Origin of the sequence: Nonomuraea sp. NPDC048916 (assembly GCF_040649575.1) — a bacterium.
Taxonomy (GTDB): domain Bacteria; phylum Actinomycetota; class Actinomycetes; order Streptosporangiales; family Streptosporangiaceae; genus Nonomuraea.
Map to the genome: position 1 here is coordinate 18,622 of NZ_JBEZFS010000006.1, position 25,650 is coordinate 44,271.

Annotated in this window: 26 protein-coding genes; 18 read left to right on the forward strand and 8 right to left on the reverse strand. The window is 72.2% G+C overall.

Annotation, left to right across the window (positions count from 1 at the left end):
- Positions 1-4: 4 nt before the first annotated feature.
- Genes AB0C16_RS07410 through AB0C16_RS07420 form a run of 3 tightly spaced genes read right to left on the reverse strand, consistent with a single transcriptional unit; the run spans position 5 to position 3,442 of the window.
- Positions 5-751 (reverse strand): carbon-nitrogen hydrolase family protein, encoded by a 747-nt coding sequence (locus AB0C16_RS07410; RefSeq protein WP_357679947.1) that lies wholly within the window; start codon positions 749-751, stop codon positions 5-7.
- Positions 711-1,652, reverse strand: coding sequence for a DUF418 domain-containing protein (locus AB0C16_RS07415; protein ID WP_357679949.1), 942 nt, complete (start codon positions 1,650-1,652; stop codon positions 711-713). The genes AB0C16_RS07410 and AB0C16_RS07415 overlap by 41 nt, the downstream gene beginning before the upstream one ends.
- Positions 1,649-3,442 carry an alpha/beta hydrolase gene (locus AB0C16_RS07420; protein WP_357679951.1) on the reverse strand — a complete coding sequence of 598 codons (1,794 nt, stop codon included), beginning with the start codon at positions 3,440-3,442 and terminating at the stop codon, positions 1,649-1,651. Before AB0C16_RS07420 ends, AB0C16_RS07415 begins: the two co-directional genes overlap by 4 nt.
- Before the next feature lie 25 nt (positions 3,443-3,467).
- Here AB0C16_RS07420 and AB0C16_RS07425 point away from each other — a divergent pair, with 25 nt between their 5' ends.
- Positions 3,468-4,634, forward strand: coding sequence for a pyridoxal phosphate-dependent aminotransferase (locus tag AB0C16_RS07425; RefSeq protein WP_357679953.1), 1,167 nt, complete (start codon positions 3,468-3,470; stop codon positions 4,632-4,634).
- Positions 4,635-4,721: 87 nt separating this feature from the next.
- Here the strand turns inward: AB0C16_RS07425 and AB0C16_RS07430 are convergent, their stop codons facing one another.
- Positions 4,722-5,807 (reverse strand): FUSC family protein, encoded by a 1,086-nt coding sequence (locus AB0C16_RS07430; protein WP_357679955.1) that lies wholly within the window; start codon positions 5,805-5,807, stop codon positions 4,722-4,724.
- Between the two features lie 123 nt (positions 5,808-5,930).
- On the opposite strand from AB0C16_RS07430, the gene AB0C16_RS07435 reads away from it, so the two are divergent.
- On the forward strand, positions 5,931-6,470 hold the full coding sequence (locus AB0C16_RS07435) for a TetR family transcriptional regulator (protein ID WP_357679957.1): 540 nt from the start codon (positions 5,931-5,933) through the stop codon (positions 6,468-6,470).
- Here the strand turns inward: AB0C16_RS07435 and AB0C16_RS07440 are convergent.
- Positions 6,463-7,158, reverse strand: coding sequence for an alpha/beta fold hydrolase (locus tag AB0C16_RS07440; RefSeq protein WP_357680345.1), 696 nt, complete (start codon positions 7,156-7,158; stop codon positions 6,463-6,465). The two genes, AB0C16_RS07435 and AB0C16_RS07440, sit on opposite strands and share 8 nt — an antisense overlap.
- Before the next feature lie 306 nt (positions 7,159-7,464).
- Here AB0C16_RS07440 and AB0C16_RS07445 point away from each other — a divergent pair, with 306 nt between their 5' ends.
- Positions 7,465-8,541: a ring-opening amidohydrolase gene (locus tag AB0C16_RS07445; protein WP_357679959.1), complete on the forward strand. Its 1,077-nt coding sequence runs from the start codon at positions 7,465-7,467 to the stop codon at positions 8,539-8,541.
- Between the two features lie 126 nt (positions 8,542-8,667).
- Here AB0C16_RS07445 and AB0C16_RS07450 read toward each other — a convergent pair whose 3' ends face one another.
- Positions 8,668-9,360, reverse strand: coding sequence for a phenylalanine--tRNA ligase beta subunit-related protein (locus tag AB0C16_RS07450; protein WP_357679961.1), 693 nt, complete (start codon positions 9,358-9,360; stop codon positions 8,668-8,670).
- A 170-nt stretch (positions 9,361-9,530) separates the two neighbouring features.
- On the opposite strand from AB0C16_RS07450, the gene AB0C16_RS07455 reads away from it, so the two are divergent.
- From AB0C16_RS07455 to AB0C16_RS07480, 6 genes are all read left to right on the forward strand, one after another.
- The gene (locus AB0C16_RS07455) at positions 9,531-10,064 is read left to right on the forward strand and encodes an SseB family protein (RefSeq protein WP_357679963.1); all 534 of its coding nucleotides are present in this window, start codon (positions 9,531-9,533) and stop codon (positions 10,062-10,064) included.
- A gap of 133 nt (positions 10,065-10,197) precedes the next feature.
- Complete coding sequence (locus AB0C16_RS07460) at positions 10,198-10,833, forward strand: A24 family peptidase (protein WP_357679965.1); 636 nt, start codon at positions 10,198-10,200, stop codon at positions 10,831-10,833.
- 75 nt (positions 10,834-10,908) lie between these two features.
- Positions 10,909-12,090: a chorismate synthase gene (gene aroC / locus AB0C16_RS07465; RefSeq protein WP_357679967.1), complete on the forward strand. Its 1,182-nt coding sequence runs from the start codon at positions 10,909-10,911 to the stop codon at positions 12,088-12,090.
- On the forward strand, positions 12,087-12,587 hold the full coding sequence (locus AB0C16_RS07470; RefSeq protein WP_357679969.1) for a shikimate kinase: 501 nt from the start codon (positions 12,087-12,089) through the stop codon (positions 12,585-12,587). Before aroC ends, AB0C16_RS07470 begins: the two co-directional genes overlap by 4 nt.
- Positions 12,584-13,660 carry a 3-dehydroquinate synthase gene (aroB, locus tag AB0C16_RS07475; RefSeq protein WP_357679971.1) on the forward strand — a complete coding sequence of 359 codons (1,077 nt, stop codon included), beginning with the start codon at positions 12,584-12,586 and terminating at the stop codon, positions 13,658-13,660. The genes AB0C16_RS07470 and aroB overlap by 4 nt, the downstream gene beginning before the upstream one ends.
- A gap of 32 nt (positions 13,661-13,692) precedes the next feature.
- Positions 13,693-14,451, forward strand: coding sequence for an SGNH/GDSL hydrolase family protein (locus AB0C16_RS07480; protein ID WP_357679973.1), 759 nt, complete (start codon positions 13,693-13,695; stop codon positions 14,449-14,451).
- Between the two features lie 27 nt (positions 14,452-14,478).
- Here AB0C16_RS07480 and AB0C16_RS07485 read toward each other — a convergent pair whose 3' ends face one another.
- The gene (locus AB0C16_RS07485) at positions 14,479-16,455 is read right to left on the reverse strand and encodes an ATP-dependent DNA helicase (protein WP_357679975.1); all 1,977 of its coding nucleotides are present in this window, start codon (positions 16,453-16,455) and stop codon (positions 14,479-14,481) included.
- Positions 16,456-16,705: 250 nt separating this feature from the next.
- Between AB0C16_RS07485 and AB0C16_RS07490 the strand changes: the two genes are divergently transcribed.
- Complete coding sequence (locus AB0C16_RS07490; RefSeq protein WP_357679977.1) at positions 16,706-17,776, forward strand: hypothetical protein; 1,071 nt, start codon at positions 16,706-16,708, stop codon at positions 17,774-17,776.
- A 10-nt stretch (positions 17,777-17,786) separates the two neighbouring features.
- On the opposite strand, the gene AB0C16_RS07495 is transcribed toward AB0C16_RS07490, so the two are convergent.
- The gene (locus AB0C16_RS07495; protein WP_357679979.1) at positions 17,787-18,044 is read right to left on the reverse strand and encodes a UBP-type zinc finger domain-containing protein; all 258 of its coding nucleotides are present in this window, start codon (positions 18,042-18,044) and stop codon (positions 17,787-17,789) included.
- A gap of 122 nt (positions 18,045-18,166) precedes the next feature.
- On the opposite strand from AB0C16_RS07495, the gene AB0C16_RS07500 reads away from it, so the two are divergent.
- From AB0C16_RS07500 to AB0C16_RS07535, 8 genes are read left to right on the forward strand one after another with little or no spacing between them, the layout of a single operon-like run.
- A complete protein-coding gene (locus AB0C16_RS07500; protein ID WP_357679981.1) occupies positions 18,167-18,928 on the forward strand; it encodes an ABC transporter ATP-binding protein in 762 nt (253 codons plus the stop codon).
- Positions 18,916-19,692 (forward strand): ABC transporter ATP-binding protein, encoded by a 777-nt coding sequence (locus AB0C16_RS07505; protein WP_357679983.1) that lies wholly within the window; start codon positions 18,916-18,918, stop codon positions 19,690-19,692. Before AB0C16_RS07500 ends, AB0C16_RS07505 begins: the two co-directional genes overlap by 13 nt.
- Positions 19,689-21,515 (forward strand): AMP-binding protein, encoded by a 1,827-nt coding sequence (locus tag AB0C16_RS07510; protein ID WP_357679985.1) that lies wholly within the window; start codon positions 19,689-19,691, stop codon positions 21,513-21,515. The genes AB0C16_RS07505 and AB0C16_RS07510 overlap by 4 nt, the downstream gene beginning before the upstream one ends.
- Positions 21,512-22,399, forward strand: coding sequence for a branched-chain amino acid ABC transporter permease (locus tag AB0C16_RS07515; RefSeq protein WP_357679987.1), 888 nt, complete (start codon positions 21,512-21,514; stop codon positions 22,397-22,399). Before AB0C16_RS07510 ends, AB0C16_RS07515 begins: the two co-directional genes overlap by 4 nt.
- Positions 22,396-23,550: a branched-chain amino acid ABC transporter permease gene (locus AB0C16_RS07520; RefSeq protein WP_357679989.1), complete on the forward strand. Its 1,155-nt coding sequence runs from the start codon at positions 22,396-22,398 to the stop codon at positions 23,548-23,550. The genes AB0C16_RS07515 and AB0C16_RS07520 overlap by 4 nt, the downstream gene beginning before the upstream one ends.
- A 13-nt stretch (positions 23,551-23,563) precedes the next feature.
- Entirely contained in the window at positions 23,564-24,850 is a 1,287-nt protein-coding gene (locus tag AB0C16_RS07525; RefSeq protein WP_357679991.1) for an ABC transporter substrate-binding protein, read from the forward strand.
- Between the two features lie 38 nt (positions 24,851-24,888).
- Positions 24,889-25,275 carry a hypothetical protein gene (locus AB0C16_RS07530; protein ID WP_357679993.1) on the forward strand — a complete coding sequence of 129 codons (387 nt, stop codon included), beginning with the start codon at positions 24,889-24,891 and terminating at the stop codon, positions 25,273-25,275.
- Positions 25,276-25,321: 46 nt separating this feature from the next.
- Positions 25,322-25,648 (forward strand): DUF202 domain-containing protein, encoded by a 327-nt coding sequence (locus tag AB0C16_RS07535; RefSeq protein ID WP_189126460.1) that lies wholly within the window; start codon positions 25,322-25,324, stop codon positions 25,646-25,648.
- Positions 25,649-25,650: the final 2 nt, after the last annotated feature.

The window sequence follows — 25,650 nt, forward strand, 5'->3', positions numbered from 1 at the left end:
CATTTTACGATCTGTTGACCTGGAGCACGCGATGTTCGAGGCAGGGCAGGGTCGCCCGGGCGGCCGCGGTCGCCTCGGGATCCAGCTCCACCACCTGCACGCCGGGCGCGGTGCCCAGATCGGCGCGGACCACGCCCAGCGGGTCGACCAGCATGCTGCGGCCCACGCCGAACCCGTCGCTCGACTCGGCCGGGTTGGGCGCCTGGCCGACGGCCGCGGTCCACATGGTGTTCTCCAGCGCCCGGGCGCGTACCAGGGTGATCCAGTGGTCCTCCTTGAGCGGCCCCGAACCCCAGGCGGCGATCACCGCGAACAACTCGGCGCCCTGGTCGACCAGTGCCCTGGCCAGCTCGGGGAAGCGGATGTCGTAGCAGGTGATCAGCCCCACCCTGACGCCGGCCAGCTCGACGACCGTGGGCTCGGAGCCGGGGGCGACCAGCTCCGACTCCCTCGCGCCGAACGAGTCGAACAGGTGGATCTTCCGGTAGGCGGCCTTGAGCTCGCCGGAGGCGTCGATCGCGACGGCCGTGTTGTGGACGCGGCCGTCGCCCGCCTCGGCGACGCCGGAGACGAACGGCCCGTCGAGCGGCTCGGCCAGGCCGGTGATGCGCCGGCCGTAGCGGGTGAGCGTCGCCTCGGGGAAGATCGCCAGGTCGGCGCCCTCGGCGCGGGCGAGAGCCTCGCGGACCCTCTTGAGGTTTGCCGCCGGATCAGGAGCCACCGGGATCTGGCAGAGGGCGATTGTGGTCACGGCCCGACTCTAACCGGTTGGGCACCCATCGAAACCAGGTCAGGCACCGCCAGATCCACTCCAGCGGGCCATATCGGAAGTTCGACAGCCACCACCTGCTGGCCCACGCCTGCGCCGGCACGGTCACCGCCGCCACCAGGACCACCGACCAGCGGGTGGGGTCGCTCGCCACGAACGGGCCGGTGAGGAAGATCACCAGCGTGCCGGAGACGTAGTTGGTCAGCGCCATCCGGCCCATCGGCTCCAGCACGGCCGACAGCGGCGCCGACCAGCCGGCCCGCAGGACCAGCAGCAGCCCGGTCGTGTAGGCGGTGGCCCCGGCCAGCGCGGCCACGCTGTAGACGATCCAGTCGCCCGTCATGACCCAGGCGGGGGTGAGCAGCGCGGTCGCCAGCGCGCTCACCGCGAACCCGGGCCACAGCAGCCGCCCGGACGGCCGCAGCTGCATCACCGCCATGCCGACCAGGAAGAGGCCGGGGATGAACAGCGAGCCGCCCCCCTCCCGCATCGCCCAGACGAGCGCCCCCAGCCCCAGGATCAGCACGGGCAGGCCGCCCGCCAGGAACGACGCGGGCAGCAGCACCAGCGCGCCGTAGAAGGCGTAGTCGGTCAGCACCTCGCCCTCGTAGAACGTGTGCTGCAGCAGGCCGAAGCCGAACAGCCAGGCCAGCCTGCTCAGCAGCACCCAGTGGCCGGCCCGCTGCAGGAACAGCACGAAACCGATGCCGAAGAGCAGCGAGAAGATCGGGTAGAAGCGGGCCTGGAACAGCGCGTCGATCGCCCAGTCGACGCCGGTGCGCGGCCCGTCGGGCACGCGGGGCACGTGCTGCCAGGTGTTGACCAGCATGATCCCGCCCACCGCGAAGCCGCGGAGGGCGTCGAGCTCACGGATGCGCGTCACAGGAACCAGGCGAACCACCATACGAGGAATCCGGCGCCGATGAGAGCCGCCACGGCCTGTCCCCATCCGCGCCGCCGGGCGAACGCGGCGAGCGCGAGCACGGCCGAGCCGACGGCCACCCAGGTGTACGGCCCGGCCATCGCCGGCACGCCGACGGCCAGGGTCGCCTGGCCGGCGCCGGCCGCGCCGTACATCTCCTGCGTGATGAGCCAGGTGAACGCCACCCCGGTGAGTCCGGCGTACGCGGTCAGCGCCCGGCCCCTGAGGGCGCCCGCGAGCAGCTGCGCCAGGGAGGCCAGCGCGAACAGCGCGAACGGCGCGGCCAGCCACGGCGCGGCCGCCACCTGGTAGGGGGCCGCGCTGACGCGCACGTCGCCGGGGCGGGACGGCGCCGTGACGTGTTCCGGAGGGCAGGGGGAGAGGCGCCGGGCCGGGTCGGCCACGAAGGCCCGGATGTGCTCGCGGGCGCATGCCTCGGCCAGGAAGACGGCGTGCCCCGCGCCGGCGAACTCCACGAACCGCCCGTGCGGCAGTCGTTCGGCGGCCGGCCTGCTCGTCCTGGCGGGCGTCGCGGGGTCGAACCGCCCGCCGACGGCCAGGACCGGCGCGTCCGTCGTGGAGTTCGCGGGGGCCGACGCGGGAAGCTTCCACGCGTCACACACCGCTTTGTCGGCTTTTACGGTGAAAAATCGGGAGCTGGCGTCGAAGGTGTTGAACGGGACCTCGTCCTGGCACCGCACCGCGTGATACAGCCCCAGCTCGCGCGCCATCAGCCCCTCGGCCAGCGCGTCGGCCGGCGGGCTCAGCAACTCGTCATGCCCGCTCGCCAGCGCGCCGACCAGCACGGCCACCACCGCTGCCCCGCCCGGCTTCCGCAGTGCCTCCGCCAGGAGCGCCGCCGTGTCGTCGCCGGTCAGCCGGGCGGTGAAATCGGTGCCGAGCAGCGGGTCGGTCACGGTCACCCGGGCGGGCCGCGCGTTCAGCCTGCGCACCATGGCCTCGAACCGGTCGCGCAGGCCCAGCCGGGCAAGCGCGCCGGCCAGGTCGCGGTGGGCGTCGTCGTACCGGGCCACGCCCTCGGGCTGGAACGAGTCGAGCACCACCGACCGGACACCGCCCGGATCGGCCGCCGCCACGTCGAGCATCACCCGGGTCGAGTAGCCGACCCCGAACAGGTTCCACGACGGGTGACCGAGCGCCTCGCGCAGTCGTATCACGTCGGCCGCGATCTCCCTGGTCGTGTAGCCGCGCAGGTCGACCCCCTGCTCCCGCAGCCGTTCCCGGCAGGCCACGGCCGCGGCCACGACACCCGCCCGGCCGTCCACCCGCCCACCCGGCCCGGCCTCCACGACGACGCCCGTGCCGGCCGCGCCGCCCGTGGCCGGTTCGCGCAGCAGGCCGAGGATCGCCTCGGCCGTCTCCGGACAGCCCAGCGAGGGCCGGGAGTGCCGCCCGCCGCGCTGCTCCACCGTCACCACGTCGCGGTCGGGGAACATCCGGCTCAGGAACCCGGTGAGCCCGATCGACGACGCGCCGGGGCCGCCGTTCATGAACACGACCGGGTCCGGCGCCCGGTTCGCCGCCGTCGAGGTGCGCACGGCGTAGCCGACCCTGATGGTCCTGCCCGGCGAGTCGCGGCGTTCCGGCACGACGAGGAAACCGCAGACGGTGTGATCGGGCACCGCGACGGGACACGGGCTCCGCTCGACGTCACCCGGAGCCGCGGCCGGAAGGACCGGGGAGACAGGGGGGAAGGCGAGCGCCAGTGCGAGGGCGACCTGGGTGATCACCTGACGAGACTATTAGGGTGGGCCCGTGACGGAAGCACTAGTTTCGCGGATGCGCGGGTTCGGCACGACGATTTTCGCCGAGATGAGCGCGCTTGCCGTACGCACCGGATCCATCAACCTGGGTCAGGGGTTTCCCGACACCGACGGCCCGGCCGCGATGCTCGACCGCGCGGTCCAGGCGATCAGGTCGGGCGCCAACCAGTACCCACCCGGCCCCGGCGTGCCGGAGCTGCGCCAGGCCGTCTCCGATCACCGGGCCGCCCACTACGGCCTGACCTACGACCCCGACCGCGAGGTCCTGGTGACGGTCGGCGCCACCGAGGCCATCGCGACCAGCGTGCTGGCGCTGTGCGAGCCGGGTGACGAGGTGATCGCGTTCGAGCCCTACTACGACTCCTACGCCGCCTCGATCGCGCTCGCTCAGGCCCGGCTGGTGGCCGTGACCATGCGGCCCGAGGCCGGCCGCTTCACCTTCGACCCCGACGAGCTGCGCGCGGCCGTCACTCCGAGGACCCGCGCGATCCTGGTCAACTCGCCGCACAACCCGACGGGCACCGTCTTCACCAGGGCCGAGCTGACCGTCATCGCCGAGCTCTGCCAGGAGCACGGGCTGATCGCCATCACCGACGAGGTGTACGAGCACCTGACGTTCGACGACGTCGAGCACATCCCGCTGGCCACGCTGCCCGGCATGCGCGAGCGCACCGTGCTGATCTCCTCGGCGGGCAAGACGTTCTCGGTCACCGGCTGGAAGACCGGCTGGGTGTGCGCGCCGCCCGAGCTGGTCACGGCCGTGCAGACGGTCAAGCAGTTCACCACCTACACCGCGAGCGCGCCGTGGCAGCTCGCCGTCGCCCACGGCCTGCGCCACGAGCTCGGCTGGGTGGCGGAGCTGCGCGCCGGCCTGCAGGACAAGCGCGACCGGCTGATGAGCGGTCTGGCCGCGGCCGGGTTCGAGGTGCTCAGGCCCTCGGGCACCTACTTCGTGCAGACCGACATCAGGCCGCTCGGCTTCACCGACGGGTTCGAGTTCGCTCGCAGGCTGCCCGAGCTGGCCGGGGTGGTGGCGATCCCGACGCAGGTGTTCTACGACCATCCCGCGCGTGGCAGCCACTTCGTCAGGTTCGCCTTCTGCAAGAAGGAGGAGGTCATCGACGAGGCGGCCGCCCGCCTGAAGCGCCTGTCCACCTGACCGGCGGTCTTCCGGGGCCGCGTTCGCCGTGGTCCGGCCCCACCTTGCACGGGCGTCCGAGACGGACGCCGTAAGCGGCCGGGGACGTCAGGTGCGCCTGGGGTTGTCGAGCGGGGCGAGCGCGGCGCCCGCTTCGTCCGGAGCGGCGCCCGTGGCCAGCAGCAGGTCCACGACGATCGACCGGAGCTGCGCCACGATGACGTCGGCGGAGAACCCCAGGCGTTCGGGCCGTTGCCTGCCGGCCACCGCGAGCAGCGCCTGCCTGGCCAGCACGGGTTCGCGGCCGGCCCCGAGCTCCAGTTGCAGCAGCAGAGCGGCCTCCGACACCTCGCGCATGGAGTCGGCCAGAGAGGCGGACGGCGGGTCGGTCTCGCCCAGCGCCGCCAGGGTGCGGCGGGCCAGCACCCTGGCGTTCCGGAGGGCGTGATCGACCGGCACGGCCGCGATCTCGTACCTGGCCAGCCTGGCGCGGCGGTGCCAGTGGAGCGGCGAGATCATGGCGATCTCCTTGCCGGTGGCCAGCGCCTGCTCGAACTCCTCGATCGCCGCCTGCGTGCCGCGCGCTCCCTCCAGCGCCTCGGCCGCCAGGTCGACGTCGCGCTTCTCGATCGCCTCGGCGGCCTGCTCCAGCACCGTGGACAGGGCGTCGAGCACCTCCGAGGCGTGCTTGGCGGCGAGGTTGAAGGGGCTGGCGGGCAGCAGGGCCACCACGGCCACCCCGATGGCGCCGCCGGTGAGCGCGTCGAGCATCCGGTCCAGGCCGCCCGTGCTGTCGCCCGGCACCAGGGCCGCGACCAGCACGGCCGACGACCCGGCCTGCAACACGAACAGCGTCCCGCTGTCCAGCAGCGCGGCGGTGGCCATGGCCAGCGCCACGACCAGGGCGATCTGCCAGGGGCCGGAGCCGATCCAGGCGACCAGGAGGTCTCCCACGCCGACGCCGAGGCTGACGCCCACGACCAGTTCGGCCACCCGGCGCAGCCGCTGCCCGAGGCCCACGCCGACGCAGATCAGCACCGCGATCGGCGCGAAGAAGGGGCTGGGGTGACCGAGCAGCTGGGTGGCGGCCGTCCAGGCCAGCGCGGCGCCGATGGCGCACTGGGCGATCGACGGTGCCTTCAGCCAGAACGCGTACAGCCGCTCCCGCAGGTGATCGCCGAGCTTCGTTCGCACGCCCCCACCCTGCCCGATCTTTATGACATTACGGTCACACCACTCAACGCGGATGATAGGGGTCAGTATTGCCAACCGCCCCGGTTCGTTGCCGTACGGGATCGGGACCCTATTGTCTACACCGTGGAACCAAGGAGCCGTGAGGGCACGAGGCGGCGCATCCTCGACGCCGCCCGCCGGCTGTTCGCCGAGCACGGCTACGACGAGGTGACGATGCGGATGCTCGGCGCCGAGGCGAACGCCAACATCGCCCTCATCAACCGCTATTTCGGCTCGAAGAGGGAGCTGTTCGCCGAGGTCCTGGCCCAGCAGGGCCGGTTCCCCGCCGTGCTCGAGGAGGGCGGCGACCTGGCCACGAGCTTGGCCGAGTATGTCGCCGACCGGCTCGGCTCCGAGACGGACAGCCCCGTCCTCGCCACCCTGGAGCGTTCGGCGTCGAGCCCGGCGATCCGCGAGCTGGCCCAGGACCGGGTCAGGACCGCCATCCTGGAGCCGCTGATCGCCCGCCTGGACGGGGAGGACGCCGAGCTGCGCGCCTCCATCGCCACGGCGATCATCATGGGCGGCGGCAGGTTTCAGCAGGTGTTCGGGCCCGTGACGCCGGCGCCGCGCCAGGCGGTGGTCGACAGGCTGACCGCGGTCTTCCGCGCCTGCCTCAGCTGACCTCGCTCCCGGCCTCGCGCTCGTCCTGGTCCAGGAACGCGTCGACCTCGGCCAGGAACGCCTTCCGGGCCGAGGTGTGGATCAGGTGCCCCGCGTCGATCGTGACCAGCCGGGCGCCGGGGATGCGCTCGGCCAGCGGCTCGGGCCGGACATGGCTCGACGGCCCGCCCGACAGCACCAGCGTGGGAGCGGTGACGCGGCCGAGCCCCTCCGCCCACGCCGGGTCGGGCGCGAGGAACTGCCGCTCGGTGTCGTGCACCATCCGCCAGTCGAAGCCGGTGGATCCGTCCTCGACGATGGGCGCACGTCCTTCGATGGGGAAGGGCGGGGGAGGGTCCTCGACGACGAGCCGATCGACCCGGCCGGGATGCAGCATGGCCAGGAGGTAGGCGACCACGCCGCCCAGCGAGTGGCCCACCAGCGTGGCCCGCCCGATGCCGAGGTGGTCGAGCAGGGCCACGATGTCCCCGGCCATGTCGGGCAGCGCGTAGTCGCCGGGCCGGCCGCTGCCGCCGTGGCCCCGCAGGTCGGGCGCGATGACGTGGTGGCGGGCGGCGAAGTGCTGGGTGATGCCGTTCCAGTCGTTGTGGTCGGCGGTGCGGCCGTGGAGCAGCACCAGCGCGGGAGCCTCCGTGGCCCCTTCCTCCCGGAAGACGATGGTGATCCCGTTGACGACCGCTTCGCGCATCACACCCGCGACCCTACCGCCGTCCCGGCACCGCCAGGAGGCGACGGCCGCCGGGCCACTCGGACAGCGCGGCCGCGAACCCGGGAACGCGCCGCCCTGCCGTACATCTCAACGGGTGACGGCACTGCCCGCAACGTCTGGCAGACATTGCCCAGGAAAGGGGGCCGAAGTCGTCAGTAGGGTCGGGGCGTGGCGTGCCGCCGGACGAGGCCGGGTATCTCGCCCGAGGGCGGCTCGGGCCGGCGGCCCTCCCTGCTATTGCGGCTCACATGCGAGAAAGGGCGATAAATGCCGGATCCGATTGAAGTGCGGAAGGTACCGATCGAGAGCGTGACCGACGCCTCGGGCCTGGAGCGGCTCATCGACGACGGTGTGATCGAGGCGCACCGGGTCCTCGCCGTGATCGGCAAGACCGAGGGCAACGGCGGCGTGAACGACTACACGCGCATCCTGGCGGACCGGGCGTTCCGTGACGTCCTGGCGGCCAAGGGGCATCCGGCGCCGGAGAACGTGCCGCTGGTGTGGTCGGGCGGCACCGACGGGGTGCTGAGCCCGCACGCCACGATCTTCGCCACCCTCGACCCGTCGCAGGCGGTCGCCTCCGACGAGCCCCGCGTGTCGGTCGGCGTGGCGATGAGCGAGGTGATCCTGCCCGAGGACATCGGCCGCCCCGCCATGGTGGAGAAGGTCGCGGCCGGCGTGCGCGAGGCGATGAAGATCGCCGGCATCGACGACCCGCGCGACGTCCACTACGTGCAGACCAAGACCCCGCTGCTCACCCTGGCCACGATCACCGACGCCAAGAACCGCGGCCAGGACACGGCGATCGAGGAGACGGGCCCGTCGATGGACCTGTCCAACTCGACCACCGCCCTCGGCATCGCCGTCGCCCTGGGCGAGATCGACATGCCCCGCGCCGACCAGATCCACAAGGACCTGTCGCTGTACTCGTCGGTCGCCTCCTGCTCCTCGGGAGTCGAACTGGACCGGGCGCAGATCGTGCTGGTCGGCAACGTACGAGGGATCGGCGGCCGCTACCGGATCGGCCACGGCGTGATGAAGGACGCCCTGGACGCCGACGGCATCTGGGACGCGATCCGCGACTCCGGGCTGTCGCTGCCCGACCGCCCCCACCCCTCGGACCTGGGCGACCGGCTCGTGAACGTCTTCATGAAGTGCGAGGCCGACCCCACGGGCAGAGTCAGGGGCCGGCGCAACATCATGCTGGACGACTCCGACGTGCACTGGCACCGCCAGATCAAGGCCACGGTGGGCGGCGTGGCGGCCTCGGTGACCGGCGACCCCGCCGTGTTCGTCTCGGTGGCCGCCGTCCACCAGGGCCCGTCCGGCGGCGGCCCGGTGGCGGCCATCTCCACCCCCTGACCAGCCCGTACGAGCGGCTCCCCGGGAATCACGCGTCCCGGGGAGTCCGCATGGTCGTCCCGGTCGTCCGTACGGTCAGAAGCCGGGGCAGACCCTGCCGGGAGGCACTCGGCTGCGTCATCACCGTCAGAAGTCGAAGCGCGGCGAGGACGCGCTCAGTGTGACGGGCTTCGGGTCCACGGACCACAGGGCGCTCAGCTCGCCGGCCAGGGCGGTCATGAGCCGCCCGACGTCCAGCGCCGCCGACGCGTGCAGCGCCTCGGCGACGACCAGCACGGACCGGGTCGTGTCGCTGACAGCCGACTGGCGGCTCTGCCGGTTGGACCACCGCCGGGCGTGCGCCCGCCCGGCGCCGTCGGCGAAGATCACCTCGCCGGGTTCGGGGTGCTCGGTCTCGCCGGAGAAGGACAGGTAGGTCTCGTCGCCGACCGCGTGGCGGACCTCCAGGAAGCCGGTCACCTCCGCCACGTCGAACACCGCCACCGGGATCGCGAACGCCAGCGACACCGCGTTGCACACGTCGATCAGGGGATGGATCCGCGGCAGTGCCCCTTCCTTCCGGAACCGCCGCAGCAGCGACTCCGAGGCGCACCGGTACTGCGTGGGCTTCAGCCCCATCCGCGAGAAGGCCCGCCGCCACGCCTGGATCTCCGGCAGCTCCGCCTCGGACGAGGCCGCCAGCCGGGAGGCCGCGACCGCGGCGAACGCCTCGATCCGGGTGTCCGGGCGGACCTCTCCGCTGATCCCGCCGGCGAACAGCGCGCCGGGCGCCAGCTCCGGGAAGTCCCGCCAGATCGCGGTCGCATGCTCGAAGTACACGTAGATCGCCCCCTGTCGCGGCTCTGGACGGCCTCGCCCATCGTGGCCCGCGCGGGCGAGCCCTCGTCCAGCGGACGGTCCCTCGGCCCGGCCCTCGCGGGGACGACCCTATCGGTGCCGCCGGACGCCGCGGGGGAGACCGGCGGGGCGCGCGGGTAGTCTCGGGACCTGTGCCGAGCATTCCGCGACCTCTCGACCCCGGCGACGACGGCAGCGCCGCGCCCGCCGTCGCCGCCGCCCTCGCCTCCTACCAGGACGACGCCGCCGGTCCCGCCGAGGTGCTGGGCGCCCTGACCGGCTCCCGTCTCCTGGTGCCCGTGGTCGCGCTGCTGACCGAGTCAGAGGTGGGCGAGCACGGGCTGAAGCAGGAGAAGGAGAGCGAGATGGCGCTGCCCAAGCTCGTCGGCAAGGACGGCAGGGAGGCCGTGCTCGCGTTCACCGGCACCGAGGCGCTGACCAGGTGGCGGCCCGACGCGCGGCCGATCCAGGCCACCACGCTCCAGGTCTGCCAGGCGGCGGTCCACGAGCGGGCCGCCGCGGTCGTGGTCGACGTGGCCGGGCCGGTGCCGTTCGTGATCGAGGGCACCGCCCTGGAGGCCCTCGCGGCGGCCCAGTCGGGCACGCTCGACCGGCTGCCCGGCGTGACCGTGGCCCGCGTCGAACCCGCCCGCAGACGTCGCTGGTTCTCCCGCAAACGCCACTGACGCCCTGCCCGGCACGGCGACCGTGCGGGTTCCCCCGGGAGAAGCCCGCTGACGGCCGTGCCCGGGGCGGTGACCGCCGTGGGACGGCGCTGAACGGCGCCCGCCGGGCGCCGGGCCGGGCTAGGGTCGCCACGTGGTTGCACTCGTGGCGCTGCTCGGCCTCGTCGCGGGCCGTTATGTCCGGGCTCTGGCCGGCGCCTTCGGCGACGACCCCGACGACCTCCGCGCCGAGGGGCGCGCGGCCCTGGCCGGCGCCCTGCGCACGGTGCCGGTGCCCGCCTGGCCGCCGACCGTCGAGCTGGCCACCGCCGCGGTGACCGCCCTCACCGCCTGGCGCGCGGGCCTGCCGTACGTGTATCTCGCCCTCGCCGGCACTGCCCTGGCGATCATCGACTGGCGCACCTTCCGGCTGCCGGACGTGATCACGCTGCCGTCGTACCCGATCCTGGCCCTGAGCCTGCTGCCCACCGGAGAGCTGCCCCGCGCGCTGCTCGGCGGCGCGGCCCTGGCCGCGGTCTACGGGCTCCTGTGGTTCGTCCGGCCGGCGGCGATGGGCCTGGGCGACGTCAAACTGGCCGGGCTCATCGGCATGGCCGCCGCCGCGCTCGGCTGGCCCGCCTGGGTCCTCGCCGCCGTCGCCGGGCAGCTGCTCGGCGCGCTCTACGCGGTCGCGCTGCTCGTCACCGGCCGGGCCGGCCGCCGCACCGAGTTCCCGCTCGGCCCGTTCATGCTGCTCGGCGCGCTCACCGCCTTCTGCGTGGGCGTCTAAGGTCCCGGCAGCCGGATGTCTCAGCAGGCGAACGCCGGGCCATCTCACTGGGCGGCACGTGGAAGACTTGTAGGCATGTTGCGCTGGTTGACCGCCGGAGAGTCTCACGGCCCGGAGCTCGTTGCCGTCATGGAAGGCCTGCCCGCGGGAGTCGAGGTGACCACGGCCGCCGTCGACGAGGCGCTGCGCCGCCGCCGCCTCGGCTACGGCAGGGGCGCCCGGATGAAGTTCGAGCAGGACCAGGTGACGATCATCGGTGGCGTGCGTCACGGCCGCACCATGGGCAGCCCGGTCGCGATCCGCATCGGCAACACCGAGTGGCCCAAGTGGGCGAAGGTCATGGCGGCCGACCCGGTCGACCCCGAGGAGCTCGAGGGGCTGGCGCGCAACGCGCCGCGCTCGCGGCCCAGGCCGGGTCACGCCGACCTGGCCGGCATGCAGAAATACGGCTTCGACGACGCCCGCCAGGTCCTCGACCGGGCCAGCGCCCGCGAGACCGCGGCCCGGGTGGCGCTCGGCGAGGTGGCCAGGCGCTTCCTCAAGCAGGCGCTCGGCGTCGACATCGTCAGCCACGTGGTCTCCATCGGTGAGGCGCGCACCAAGGCCGAGACGCTTCCGGGGCCGGGCGACCTGCCGCGGATCGACGCCGACCCGGTCAGGTGCGCCGATCCCGAGGGCAGCGCCGCCATGGTGGCCGTCATCGACAAGGCGCACAAAGACGGCGACACGCTCGGCGGCGTGGTCGAGGTGCTCGCCTACAACCTGCCGCCCGGCCTCGGCAGCTACACCCACTGGGACCGCCGCCTCGACTCCCGGCTGGCCGGGGCGCTCATGGGCATCCAGGCGATCAAGGGCGTGGCGGTCGGCGACGGCTTCGAGACGGCCCGCAGGCCCGGCTCGCGGGCCCACGACGAGATCGCCTACACCGCCGAAGACGGCGTGCGCCGCATCACCAACCGCGCGGGCGGCGTCGAGGGCGGCATGACCAACGGTGAGATCCTGCGCGTCAGCGCCGCGATGAAGCCCATCTCCACGGTGCCGCGGGCGCTGGCCACGATCGACGTCAAGACCGGCGAGGCGGCCCAGGCCCACCACGAGCGGTCCGACGTCTGCGCGGTCCCCGCCGCGGGCATCGTCGCCGAGGCGATGGTCGCGCTGGTGCTGGCCGACGCGGCGCTCGAGAAGTTCGGTGGCGACTCCGTCGAGGAAGTCGCCCGCAACCTGTCCGGCTACCTCTCCTCGATGGTGATCAAATGATCAAGGCCGTGCTGATCGGGCCGCCCGGGTCCGGCAAGTCCACTCTCGGCAGGCTGCTCGCCGAGCGGCTCGGCGTGCCCTTCCGCGACACCGACACCGACGTGGAGGTCGTCGCGGGCAAGCCCGTGAGCGACATCTTCGTCGAGGACGGCGAGGCCCACTTCCGCGAGCTCGAGCTGGGAGCCCTGCGGCGGGCGCTGGCCGAGCACGACGGCGTGCTGTCCGTCGGCGGCGGGGCCGTCCTGCGCGAGGAGGCGCAGGAGCTGCTCACCGGCCGGCCGGTCGTCTACCTTCAGGTGGGCCTGTCCGACGCGGTGCAGCGGGTGGGCCTCGCCTCGGCCCGGCCGCTGCTCGTGCTCAACCCGCGCAGCCGGCTGAAGAAGCTCATGGAGGAGCGGCGGCCCATCTACGAGCGGCTGGCGACGATCACCGTGGTCACCGACAAGCGCGAGGTCGAGGAGCTGGTCGAGGAGATCGTCGAAGGGCTCGGCCGATGACCGCCACGAGGATCACCGTGCGCGGCGACAGCCCCTACGACGTGGTGGTCGGCACCGGCGTGCTGGGGGAGCTGCCCGGCCTGTTCAGGCCGGGGGTGCGCACGGTCGCGGTGGTCCACCCGGCCGGCCTGCCCGAGATCTCCCGCCCGGTGTGCGCGGCGCTGTCCGACGCCGGCCACGACGTGGTGGCGCTGCCGGTGCCCGACGGCGAGCAGGCCAAGACCGTCGAGGTGGCCGCCCAGCTGTGGTCGGCGCTCGGCCGCTACGGCGTGACGCGCTCCGACGCCGTGGTGGGCGTCGGCGGGGGAGCCACCACCGACCTGGCGGGGTTCGTCGCCGGCACGTGGCTGCGCGGCGTCCAGGTGGTGTTCGTCCCGACCACGCTGCTCGCCATGGTCGACGCGGCGGTCGGCGGCAAGAACGGCATCGACACGCCCGAGGGCAAGAACCTCGTCGGCACGTTCCTGCCGCCCGCCGGGGTGCTCTGCGACCTCGCGACGCTGCCGAGCCTGCCGCGCGCCGACTACGTCGCCGGGCTCGCCGAGATCATCAAGGGCGGCTTCATCGCCGATCCGGCCATCCTGACGCTGATCGAGGACGACCCCGAGGCGGCCACCCGGCCCGAAGGACGCCACACCCGCGAGCTGATCGAGCGCAAGATCCGGGTCAAGGCCGACGTGGTGGGCGCCGACCTGCGCGAGGCGGGGCTGCGCGAGATCCTCAACTACGGCCACACGCTGGCCCACGCCATCGAACGCGCCGAGCACTACCACATGCGCCACGGCGAGGCCGTCGCCATCGGCATGGTCTACGCGGCCGAGCTGTCCCGGCTCGACGGCCGTGTGGGCGCCGACCTGGTCGAGCGCACCAGGTCCATCCTGACCTCGGTCGGGCTGCCCGTCCGCTACCGCGCCGACGCCTGGCCGCGGTTGCGCGACCACATGCGGCTCGACAAGAAGAACCGCGGTGCCGAGCAGCGGTTCGTGGTCCTCGACGGCCTGGCCGAGCCCGCCCGCCTCGAAGGCCCGTCCGAGGAGCTGCTCGAAGCCGCCTACCAGGCGGTCGGCCGGTGACGTCCGCATTCGATGGAGATGAGCACCAGGCGATGAGGCACTACGGCTCCTTCGTGGCGCTCGGTGACAGCTTCACCGAAGGACTCAACGACACCGGCCCCGACGGCCACTACCGCGGCTGGGCCGACCGGGTGGCGGAACGTCTCGCCGCCGACGCCCCCTCGTTCCGCTACGCCAACCTGGCGGTGCGGGGCAGGCTGCTCGACCAGATCGTCGCCGAGCAGGTGCCGGTCGCCGTCGAGATGGCCCCCGACCTGGTCAGCCTCTGCGCCGGAGGCAACGACCTGCTCCGGCCGGGCAGCGATCCCGACGCGATGGCCAAGACGCTCGCGCGGGCCGTGCGTGAGCTGCGGGCGGGCGGCGCCGACGTGCTGCTGTTCACCGGGGTCGATCCGCGTGACACGCCGCTGATGCGGCGCCTGCGCGGCCGCTTCGCCGTCTTCTACCTGCACCTCCGCTCGATCGCCGACCTCTACGGGTGCCGGCTGGTCGACCAGTGGTCGATGCAGGGGCTGCGCGACTGGCGGGCCTGGAGCGACGACCGGCTGCACATGAACGAGGACGGCCACCGCCTGGTCGCCGCCCGGGTCCTCGACGTGCTGGGCGTGCCGTTCGACGACTGGCGCAAGGTGTGGCCGGAGCGCACGGTCGATCCGCGGGCCAGGCGCCGCGAGGACGCACAGTGGATCCGCGAGCACCTGGTGCCGTGGGTGACCCGCCGCCTGCGCGGCACCTCGTCCGGTGACGGCCTCGACCCCAAGCGCCCCGACCTGCTGCCCTGGGGCCCCTGAGCCCTCGATCGCAGGGGCCCGGCCGGGTCAGCCCTCGGCGGACAGGCGCTTGAGCGCGGCGCGGGGGATGGCGGGGTCGGTGGTGCGCCAGAAGGGCGGCAGGGAGCCCAGCAGGAAGCCGCTGTAGCGGGCGGTCGCCAGGCGCGGGTCGAGCACCGCGATGACGCCCTTGTCGTGCTGCGACCGCAGCAGGCGGCCGGTGCCCTGGGCCAGGAGGAGCGCCGCGTGGGTGGCCGCGACCGTCATGAAGCCGTTGCCGCCCTTGGCCGCCACGTGCCGCTGCCGGGCGGAGGTGAGCGGGTCGTCGGGGCGGGGGAAGGGCACCCGGTCGATGATGACCAGGCGCAGCGCCGGGCCCGGCACGTCGACGCCCTGCCAGAGCGACAGGGTGCCGAACAGGCAGGTCGCCTCGTCCTCGGCGAACTGCTTGACCAGCAGCATGGTCGAGTCGTCGCCCTGGCAGAGCAGCGGCACGTCGAGCCGCTCGCGCAGCGCCTCGGTCGCCGCCTTGGCGGCCCGCATCGAGGAGAACAGGCCCAGCGTGCGCCCGCCCGCGGCCTCGATCAGCTCGGCGATCTCGTCGAGGTAGGCCTGGGGGAGCCCGTCGCGGCCGGGCTGGGGCAGATGCTTGGCGACGTAGAGGATGCCGGCCCGCGGGTGGTCGAACGGGGAGCCGACGTCGATGCCCTGCCACTCGCCCTTGCCGTCGCCGAGCCCCCACTGCCGCGCCAGGCCGTCGAACGTGCCGCCGAGCGCCAGCGTGGCGGAGGTGAGGACGACGGTGCGGTCGCCGAAGAGCCGTTCGCGCAGCATGCCGCCCACGGTGAGCGGCGCGACGCGCAGCGTCGGCGGGCGGCGGTCGGTGCCGGCGTCGAGCCAGACCACCTCGGCCCGGTCCGCCTCCGAGGCGTGGCCGTAGGCCTCCAGCATGCGCACCGCGGTGTCGTGGACCTCGTCGAGGGCGGTGAACGCCGCCTTGCGCTGGCCCGCCTTGTCGGGGTCGTCCTTGTCGCCGCCGCGCGGGCCCAGCGCCGTGAGGCAGCGGGCCGAGGTGTCGCGCAGCAGGGCCAGCGTGAGCCCGAGCACCTCGGGCAGCTCGTCGACGCGGCCCGCCGGGGCGGCGGCCAGCAGCGCCTTGAGGTCTTCGCCCGCCTCCAGCAGCTGATCGGCGATGGGCTGCTCGATCAGCCGGCCCACGCGGCGCACGGCCAGCGACACCGAGCCCTCGGACAGCTCGCCGGTCACCACCGAGGTGACCCGGTCGACCAGCTCGTGGGCCTCGTCGACGACCACGAGATCGTGCTCGGGAAGCACCGACATGTCGCTCATCGCGTCGATGGCCAGCAGCGCGTGGTTGGTGACGACCACGTCGACCTCGCCGGCCTTGGACCTGGCCAGCTCGGCGAAGCACTCGGCGCCGCTCGGGCAGCGGGTGGCGCCCAGGCATTCCTGGGCGCTCACCGAGAACTGCCGCCAGGCCTGCTCGCTCACCCCGGGCACCAGCTCGTCGCGGTCGCCCGTCTCGGTCTCCTCCGCCCACTCCTGGATGCGCTGCACCATCCGCCCGGTCGCGCTGACCTCGCGCGGGTCGAACAGCTGGTCCTGCTCGTCGTCCTCGGGCCAGCCGGCGGTCGCCTTGTAGCGGCACAGGTAGTTGCGGCGGCCCTTGAGGATGGAGAACGACGGCTCGTGCGGCAGCTCCTTGCCCAGCGCCTCGGCCAGCCTGGGCAGGTCTCGGTCGACCAGCTGGCGCTGCAGCGCGATGGTGGCGGTGGAGATCACGACCGTCTTGTCGGTGTCCATCGCGTGCCGGACCGAGGGCACCAGGTAGGCGAGCGACTTGCCGGTGCCCGTGCCCGCCTGGACCGCCAGGTGCTCCTCTTCGTCGATGGCCCGCTGGACGGCCTGCGTCATCGTGATCTGGCCCTGGCGCTCGCTCCCTCCGAGAGCGTTGACCGCGATGCTGAGCAGTTCGTCGACTGACGGGAGATGGGAGTCCGGCACGGCACTAAACGCTACCGGCAATCCGGGGTCGCCGCGCCGAACGCGGTGTGACCGGGCATACGCATCCCGGCGTTCCCGGAGCCAGGGGGCGGCTCGCGTGGCACACTGAACGACCGGAACTCCAAGCTGTCCGTCGAGGAGCTTCCAGACGCGACCAGATGGACCCAAGATAAGGATGGGAAGTCCGGTTAAGTAGGGTTTTCCGGGGTTGAGTGGACGAATAAAGGCTGGTTAAAGCAGTATGTCTGCCATGTCGGAAGTTGTCCCGTTGCCGTCGTTCGGTGAAGTGTTCTTCGATGCCAGAGGTCAGGAACGGTGCCTCCGGGTCACGTGGCATGAGGGCACCCTGGTCCTCAGCCTGTGGCGGGGGGAGATGTGCACGGCCAGCTTCCGCATGCCGATGGACGACGTGGGGCGCCTGCTCGACACGCTCGACGACGGCTACGCGGAGGCCACGGGCGAGCAGCCCGCCGTGCCCCAGCACGATCCGGTGACCGAGGCGATCCCGGGCACCGGCCAGTATCACCGGCCGCCCCCCGCCGGTCCGCAGCCTCCGCCGCCGCCGCACGACGAGCGGCCCACGACCGGCCCCAACGACGTGCTCGTGGCCAGAGGGCCGGCCCACCAGGACAAGCTGGTGGCCTCCTACGGGGAGCCGGCCGCGTCCCGCGACACGCCGCAGTACGGCGAGCGGGTGCCCTTCACGGGCCCGCAGTACGCCGACCCGCACACCGGCGAGCCCATTCCCGCCTACCGGGAGCCCGGCCGCGCCGAGCCGTTCTCCGGCCCGCAGTACACCGAGCCCGACACCTTCGGCGGCCGGCCGTACAACCTGGACCCCGAGCCCTTCTCCGGCCCGCAGTATCTGGCCGGCGCCCAGGAGCCCCACTACCAACTGCCCGACAGCCGCCCGGTGGCGCCGTCGACCGATCCGCTGGGCTTCCCCTCCCAGGCCGCCGAGCCCTACCCGGCGCCGCGCCAGGATCGCTATCCGCAGAGCGACTACGGCTACCAGCAGCAGCCGCCCCCGCGCAGTGTCCCGGGCGCGGCGGGGCTCGGCACCCCGATGCACGGCATCCCCGGCGCGGGCCGGCGGCAGGCCCCCGCGCCGGCGGCCGGTCGCGACCGCTACCCGAGCCAGGACGGCCACCAGGGCTACACGGCCCCGATCGATCCCCTCGACCCGCTGGCGACCCCGTATCCGCGTGACCACGAGGCGCCCAGCATCTCGCGCCCCTACGTGGGCGACCCGATGTTCTCCACCGGCGAGCGGCTCCGTCCCGACCAGTACGACGACAGGGACGACCGCCGCGACTGGTGATCCGGGGGCGTCAGGCCATCTGGGCGTGGACGAAGCACCACCGCCAGTGCTCGCCGGGTTCGAAGGACTCGATCACGGGGTGTCCCACGGCCTGGAAGTGTTTCGTGGCGTGTTTGTTGGGTGACGAGTCACAGCATCCGATATGGCCGCATTCCAGGCACCGACGCAGGTGGACCCAGCCGCTTCCGGCGGCCAGGCACTCCTCGCAGCCCTGTGGTGTCCGCGCCGGAGGGTCGTCCGCCTTGACGAGGTGCTCACAGATGGTCATGGCATGATCCTAGAACCAGAATCGTGTTCCAATTTGGCCGGACCTCTTGCTCCACCGCGTGCCAACGGTGGACATTGTGACCATCGGGGAGTGACGTAGGACACAATCCCGAGGAGCCCGGCTTGCTTGAGGTTCGCAATCTCGAGGTTGTCTATGACGACGTGATGCTCGTGCTGCGCGGCGTGAGCCTCAAAGTCCCCCCCGGCTCGATCGTCGCGCTGCTCGGCGCGAACGGAGCCGGCAAGACGACCTTGCTGCGCGCGCTGTCGGGCCTGCTCGACGTGCACGACGGTGACATCACCAAGGGCTCCGTCACGCTCGAAGGCGAGCCCATCCACCAGCTTAAACCCGCCCAGATCGTACGGCGAGGCATCAGCCAGGTCATGGAGGGACGGCGCATCCTGGCCGAGCTCACCGTCGAGGAGAACCTCAAGGTCGGCGGCCACACCGCGGGCACCTCCCACCTGGACCGGGTCTACGACCTGTTCCCGCTGCTGCGCGAGCGCCGCAGGAGCGTGTCCGGCTACCTGTCGGGAGGCGAGCAGCAGATGCTGGCCGTCGGCCGCGCGCTCATGGCCGGCCCCCGCTACCTGCTGCTCGACGAGCCGAGCCTGGGCCTCGCCCCCGCGCTGGTGGCGCAGATCCGCGACCTCGTCGTCGAGATCAACCGGCAGGGCACCACGGTCCTCCTGGTCGAGCAGAACGCCACGATGGCGCTGTCGATCGCCGCCCACGGCTACGTCATGGAGACCGGCAAGATCGTCATGGACAAGCCGGCCTCCGAGCTGCTGGCCGACGAGGACATCAAGGAGTTCTACCTCGGAGCCGTCAGGTCCTTCCGCGAGGTCAAGCACTACAAGCGGAGGAAGCGATGGCTGTCGTGAGCCCCGTGCTGACCTTCGAGGACGTGCACCTGAGCTTCGCCGGGGTCAAGGCGATCGACGGTGTCAGCTTCGACGTGGGCCAGGCCGAGCTGTTCGCGATCATCGGCCCCAACGGCGCGGGCAAGACGTCGATCTTCAACGTGCTGTCCGGCGTCTACCGGCCCGACAGCGGGCGGGTCGCCTTCCTCGGCGAGGACCTGCTGTCCAGGCGCCCGCACGAGATCGCCGCGATGGGCCTGGCCAGGACGTTCCAGAACGTCGAGCTCTTCCACAACCTGACCGTCCTGGACAACCTGATGCTCGGCCGCCACCACCACTTCCGCTACGGCGCGGCCGCCGCCGTGCTGTGGCTGGGCCGGGCCAGGCGCGAGGAACTGGCGGCCCGCGCCCGGGTCGAGGACATCATCGACTTCCTGGAGCTGGAGTCCTGGCGCCGCCACCCCGTACGGCTGCTGCCGTACGGGATCCAGAAGCGGGTCGAGCTGGGCAGGGCGCTGGCCATGGAGCCCCGGCTGCTGCTGCTCGACGAGCCGGTCGCCGGGATGAACCTGGAGGAGACCGAGGACATGGCCAGGTTCGTCCTGGACATCCGCGACGAGCTGGGCATCCCGATCGTGCTCGTCGACCACGACATGGGACTGGTCATGGACCTGGCGGACCGCGTGCTCGTGCTCGACTTCGGGCGGCCCGTCGCGCTCGGCACCCCGGCGCGGGTGCAGCACGATCCAGAGGTCATCGAGGCGTACCTGGGAGGCACCGCATGACGGCCACCATCGTCACCAGGGTGCGCGAACGCGCCCTGGCCGCCCCCGGCGCCGTCGCGATGCGGCGCAAGGACCTGGGCATCTGGCAGGAGGTGACCTGGTCCGGCTACTGGGAGCAGGTGGAGCTCGTCGCGCACGCCCTGCTCGCGCTCGGCGTCGAGCCGGGCGACCGGGTGGCGGTCCACTCCGAGAACCGGCCCGAGTGGCTCTACACCGACCTCGGCACGGTCGCGGTCAGGGGCATCACGGTCGGCCTCTACCCGACCAACCCGCCCGCCGAGGTCTCCTACCTGCTGACCGACTCGGGCGCGAAGATCCTCGTGGCCGAGGACCAGGAGCAGGTCGACAAGGCGCTGGCCGTCCTCGACGAGTGCCCCGGCCTGCGGCACATCGTCTACCTGGAGCCGCGCGGCATCCGGGGGCGCTACACCGACCCGCGGCTGATGTCGTGGCCCGAGCTGCTCGCGCTCGGCGCCGAGCACCGCGCCGGGCACCCCGGCGCGGTCGGCGCCCGGATGGCCGGGGCCACGCCCGGCGACGTGATGACGCTGATCTACACCTCCGGCACCACCGGGCCGCCCAAGGGGGTGATGCTCACCGTCCGCAACGTCGAGTTCGCCGTGGAGACGCTGGTCACCGGCGGAGGCTTCACCTCGCCGCCGCCCTCGGAACGCGACCTGGTCGTGTCCTACCTGCCGCTCTGCCACGTCGCCGAGCGGGCGTTCACCGTCTGGTTCAACGCCGCCTCCGGCGTGCAGGTGAACTTCGCCGAGTCGATCGACACCGTGCAGGCCAACCTGCGCGAGGTGCAGCCGACGATCCTGTTCGGCGTGCCGCGCATCTGGGAGAAGGTGCTCGCCCAGGTCGACATCAGGCAGGACGCCGCGACCCCGGTCAAGCGCCTGACCAGCCGGTTCTGGCTGCGGGTGGCCGACCGCGTCGGCGACACGCTGGTGCGCACCGGCGGCCGGCACACCGCGGGCACCCGGCTGGCGTACGGGCTGGGCTGGGTGTTCTGCTACCGCGCGCTGCGCGAGCGGCTCGGCATGCGCCGTGTCCGCTACGCCGCCTCGGGCGCCGCGCCCATCGCGCCCGACGTGCTCAAGTTCTACATGGGGATCGGCATCCCCATGCACGAGGTGTACGGCATGAGCGAGAACACCGCCATCGCCACCGCCAACCGCCCCGGCAGGGTACGGCTGGGCACGGTCGGCGAGCCGCACCCCGGGACCGAGCTGCGCATCGACGAGCTCACCGGCGAGATCCTGACCAGGCATCCCGGCACCTTCGCCGGCTACTGGGGCAACCCCCGGGCCACGGCCGACGTCCTGGAGCCCGACGGCTGGCTGCACACCGGCGACGTGGGCGAACTGGTCGGCGGCAGCCACGTCCGGATCACCGACCGGATGAAGGACATCCTGATCACGGCCGGCGGCAAGAACGTCGCGCCCAGCCAGATCGAGAACGCGCTGAAGGCGTCGCCGTACCTGAAGGAGGCCGTCGTCGTCGGCGACCAGCGGCCCTACCTCGTCGCGCTGATCGGCATCGAGCCCGACACGGTGGGGGAGTGGGCGCGGCGGCGCGGCATCACCTACACCACCTACCGCGACCTGTCGGAGAAGCCCGAGACGCGCGAGCTGGTGCGCGGCATCGTCGACGAGGTGAACGAGCGGTTCGCCCGGGTCGAGCAGGTCAGGCGGTTCGCGTTCCTGCCCAAGGAGCTCGACCACGAGGACGGCGAGCTGACCGCCACCCAGAAGGTCAAACGCGCGGCCATCGCCAAGCTGTTCGAGGACCTGGTCGAAGGGATGTACACCCGGTGAAGGGCGTGCTCGAGTCGGTGATCCGGGGCCTGGGCAACGGCTCGGTGTACGCGCTCCTCGCCCTCGGCTTCGTGATCATCTACAAGGCGACCCGGGTGATCAGCTTCGCGCAGCCCGCCCTGATGCTGGCCGGCGGGGTCGCGGTCAGCTACCTGGCCCAGGTGACCGGCTTCTACCCCGCGGTGCTGCTGGCCGCGCTGCTCATCGCCGGGGTGGCGCTGGCGATCGAGCGGATCGCGATCAGGCCCATGGTGGGACGGCCGGTGTTCGTCGTGGCCATCATCACGCTCGGCATCGACGTGGTCGTCCGGGTGGTGGTCAACGGCTTCATTGGCAGGGACGTGCGTCAGGTGGGCGACCCGTGGGGGTTCGCGCAGGTCTCGCTCGGGCCGCTGGTGGTGCAGCAGCGGTGGCTGGCGATGCTCGTGGTGACGGCCGTGCTGGTGGCGCTGCTGTTCGCGTTCTTCCGCTACACGAGGTACGGGCTGGCGATGCGGGCGGCGGCGTTCGACCAGGAGACGGCGCTCGCGCAGGGCGTCTCGGTGGGCATGGTGTTCGCCCTGTCGTGGGGGCTCGCCGGGTTCCTGGCCGCGATCGCCGGCATGTTCGTCGGCACCGGGCAGGGCATCGAGCAGCTGACCTGGGTGATCGCGCTCAAGGCGCTGCCCGCGATCATCGTGGGCGGGCTCGACTCGCTGGGCGGCGCCGTCGTCGGCGGGCTGGCCATCGGGGTGGTCGAGTCGTTGTTCCAGTCCTACCAGGGCGAGTTCGCGCCGTGGCTGGGGCAGAACTTCGCGGTGGTCACGCCGTACGTGGTGATGCTGATCGTGCTGCTGGTCAGACCCTACGGCCTGTTCGGCACCAGGGAGGTCGAGCGGGTGTGACGACTCCTCCCGGCGTCTCAGCGGGCGTCTCGGCCGGCCGGTCCCGGCGGGTGCGCGGCCGGCCGCTGCTCTACACCTCCTACGCCCAGGACATGGCGCTGCTCGACACCCGGGCCAAGCGGATCTGGACCGGGCTGCTGGTCCTGCTGGCGTTCGCCGTCTCCGTGGTGCTCGCCGACCGCTCGCTGGAGGTGCTGGCCGGGGCGTACGTGCTGGCCATCGGGGCGATCGGGCTGAACATCGTCACCGGCTACGCGGGGCAGGTGTCGCTCGGGCACGCGTTCTTCGTCGCCATCGGCGCCTACACCGCGGCGGCCCTGTCCGGGCCGCCCGGCGGCGAGAACCTCGGGTACGGCCTGGCCGAGATCTGGATCTGGCTGCCCGCGGCCGGGCTCGTCGCCGCCGTGGCCGGGGTGCTGGTCGCGCCGCTCGCCACCCGGCTGCGCGGCCTCTACCTGGCCATCGTCACGCTCGGCCTGGTCTTCCTCGGCGAGCACGTCTTCAAGGAGTGGAAGGAGCTCACCGGCGGGCCGGGCGTCGGCCGGGAGGCGGCGATCCCGCAGCTGTTCGGCTATCGGCTCGACCAGGACGGGCCGCTCGGCACCAAGGAGCAGGTGCTCTACCTGCTGATGCTGTCGCTGCTCGTCGTCTTCGCCGTCGCGGCCCGCAACCTGGCCCGCTCGCGCGTTGGCCGGGCCTTCGCCGCGATCCGCGACCGCGACATCGCCGCCGAGGTCATCGGGGTGCCGCTGACCCGCTACAAGGTGCTGGCGTTCGGCATCTCCTCGTTCTACGCGGGATGCGCGGGCGGCCTGCTCTACTGCCTCTCCGGCTACGTCGAGCCGGGCTCCTTCAGCCTGCTGCTGTCGGTGCAGTTCATCGCGATGGTGCTGATCGGCGGCGTCGCCACCGTCTCGGGGGCGATCGCGGGCGCGCTGTTCATCTCGCTGCTGCAGCCCGTGACCAGGGCGCTGCCCGCGCTGCTGCCGGTCATCAGCGGCGACACCACCCAGACGCCCAACGTGTTCCAGGTCGAGACCGTCCTGTACGGCCTGCTGATCGTGCTGTTCCTGGTCTTCGAGCCGCGGGGCCTGTTCGGGCTCTGGGTTCGGGCGCGCAACTACTGGAAGTCATGGCCGTTCTCCTATTAGAGAGGGATTTGTCATGAAGAGTCGCTATGTGGTGGTAACCGCTGCTGTAGTGACCCTTCTGTCCGCATGCGGCGTCATCCGGGGGGACGACGAGGGCAGCAAGGGCGCCCAGACGACAGGGGTCACGAGCGAGCCCTGTCCCTCCGCGGTCGACAGAAACAAAGGGTGCATCTACCTCGGCAGCATCTCCGACCTGACCGCCGGCCCGTTCGCGGCGCTGGCCGTGCCCATCACCGAGGCGCAGAAGGCGTTCTGGGCCCGCGTCAACAAGGCGGGCGGCATCGGCGGAAAGTACGAGGTGGACGTCACCAAGTTCGTCCGCGACAACAAGTACAACCCCGAAGTGCACCGCCAGGTCTACAACGAGATGAAGGACCAGGTGCTGGGCCTGGCCCAGACGCTCGGCTCACCCACCACCGCCGCCATCATCGGCGACCTGAAGGCCGCCAGCATCGTCGCGGCCCCGGCCTCCTGGACCTCGGCGTGGGAGTTCGAGGACGTGATCGTCGAGACCGGGTCCAACTACTGCGTCGAGGCCATGAACTCGGTGGACTACGCGATGGAGGCGTACAAACCGAAGAGCGTGATGGCCGTGCACCTGGCCGGTGACTACGGCGCCGACGCCGCCGCCGGCGCGAAGATCGCGGCGGAGAAGAACGGGCTCACGTTCACCGCCGTGGAGACGCCCTCGGGCGCCACCGAGCAGGGCCGCGCGATCACCGAGATCACCAAGAACAAGCCCGACCTGGTGATCCTCACCACCGGTCCCGCCGACGCGGCCACCATCGTCGGCCAGGCCGCCGCCGCCGGATACAAGGGCCGCTTCATCGGCACCGGCCCGACCTGGAACCCCGCCCTGCTCAAGTCGCCCGCCGCCCCCGCGCTGAAGGCCCTGTACGAGCAGTCGGCCCCGGGCAAGTCGTGGGACGCCGACACCCCGGGCCACCAGGCCATGCGTGAGGCACTGTCCGGCGTCACCCCGAACGACGGCTACACCTCGGGCTGGGCCTGGGCGTACCCGCTGAAGGCGGCGCTGGACAAGATGGTCGCCGGTGGCGACATCAGCCGCAAGGGCCTGCTCGCGGCCGTCAAGACGCTCAAGACCGTCGACTACGAGGGCATGCTGCCACCCGAGGCCGGAAACTACGCCGACGACCCGAACACGGCCACCTTCCGGCAGACCTTGATCAACAAGGTGGACGACAAGGCGCCCACCGGCGTGACCATGGTGAAGGACTTCTTCGTCGGGCCGACCGCCCAGGGCTACACCCTGGACGGCCCCTGCTTCGCGAAGCTGTAAAAGCGCGGGGGGCACGAACGGTTGGGTAGGGTCGCGGTATGCGCCCTCCCAAGAGCCGCTTCGTGCCCCTTGCCGCCTTCGTCCTGTTCGTGCTCGCCGCCGGATGCGGTGAGGTCAACAACACGATCGACAAGGCTCAGGCCTGCCTGGAGGCGCCCAAGATCGTCGCAGATCTGGGCGCCGAGATCGCCAAGCTCAAGGACGACCCGCAAGCCATGGAGAAGGCCCTCGACGACGCCGCGGGCAAGCTCAACGGCGTCGCCGACAAGGCGGCCAACACCACGCTCAAGGAGGCCAGCGACAACCTGGCGAGCACGCTGAGCGCCATCGACGTCAAGGACGTCAACGACGCCGTCGACGCGGTCCAGAAGGTCGGCACCGACACCGCCGCCTACCTGGAGAAAGTCGCCCAAGCCTGCAGCTGAACCCCGGCTTCTCTAGGGGAAATATGGACGAACTAGCGTTGAGTCCATGGAGCCGGATCCCCGTTTCACGCTCGCCAACGAGCGCACCTACCTGACCTGGCTCAGCACCGCTCTGGCACTCAGCGCGGGAGGTGTGGCCATGGCGGCGGTGCCCGAGGACGTGTTCGTCCCGTGGGTGCGCACCGCCCTGGCCGTCGTCCTGGTGACGCTCTCCGCGCTGGCCGCCGGCATGGCCTATCCGCGCTGGCGCAACATCCAGCGCGCGCTGCGCGCCCAGGCGCCCCTGCCGCCGCCTGCCCTGGCCGCCGTGTTCGGCTACGGGGTCGCGCTGGTCGCCGTGATCGCGCTGGTCCTCATCCTGCTCTCGGTCTGACG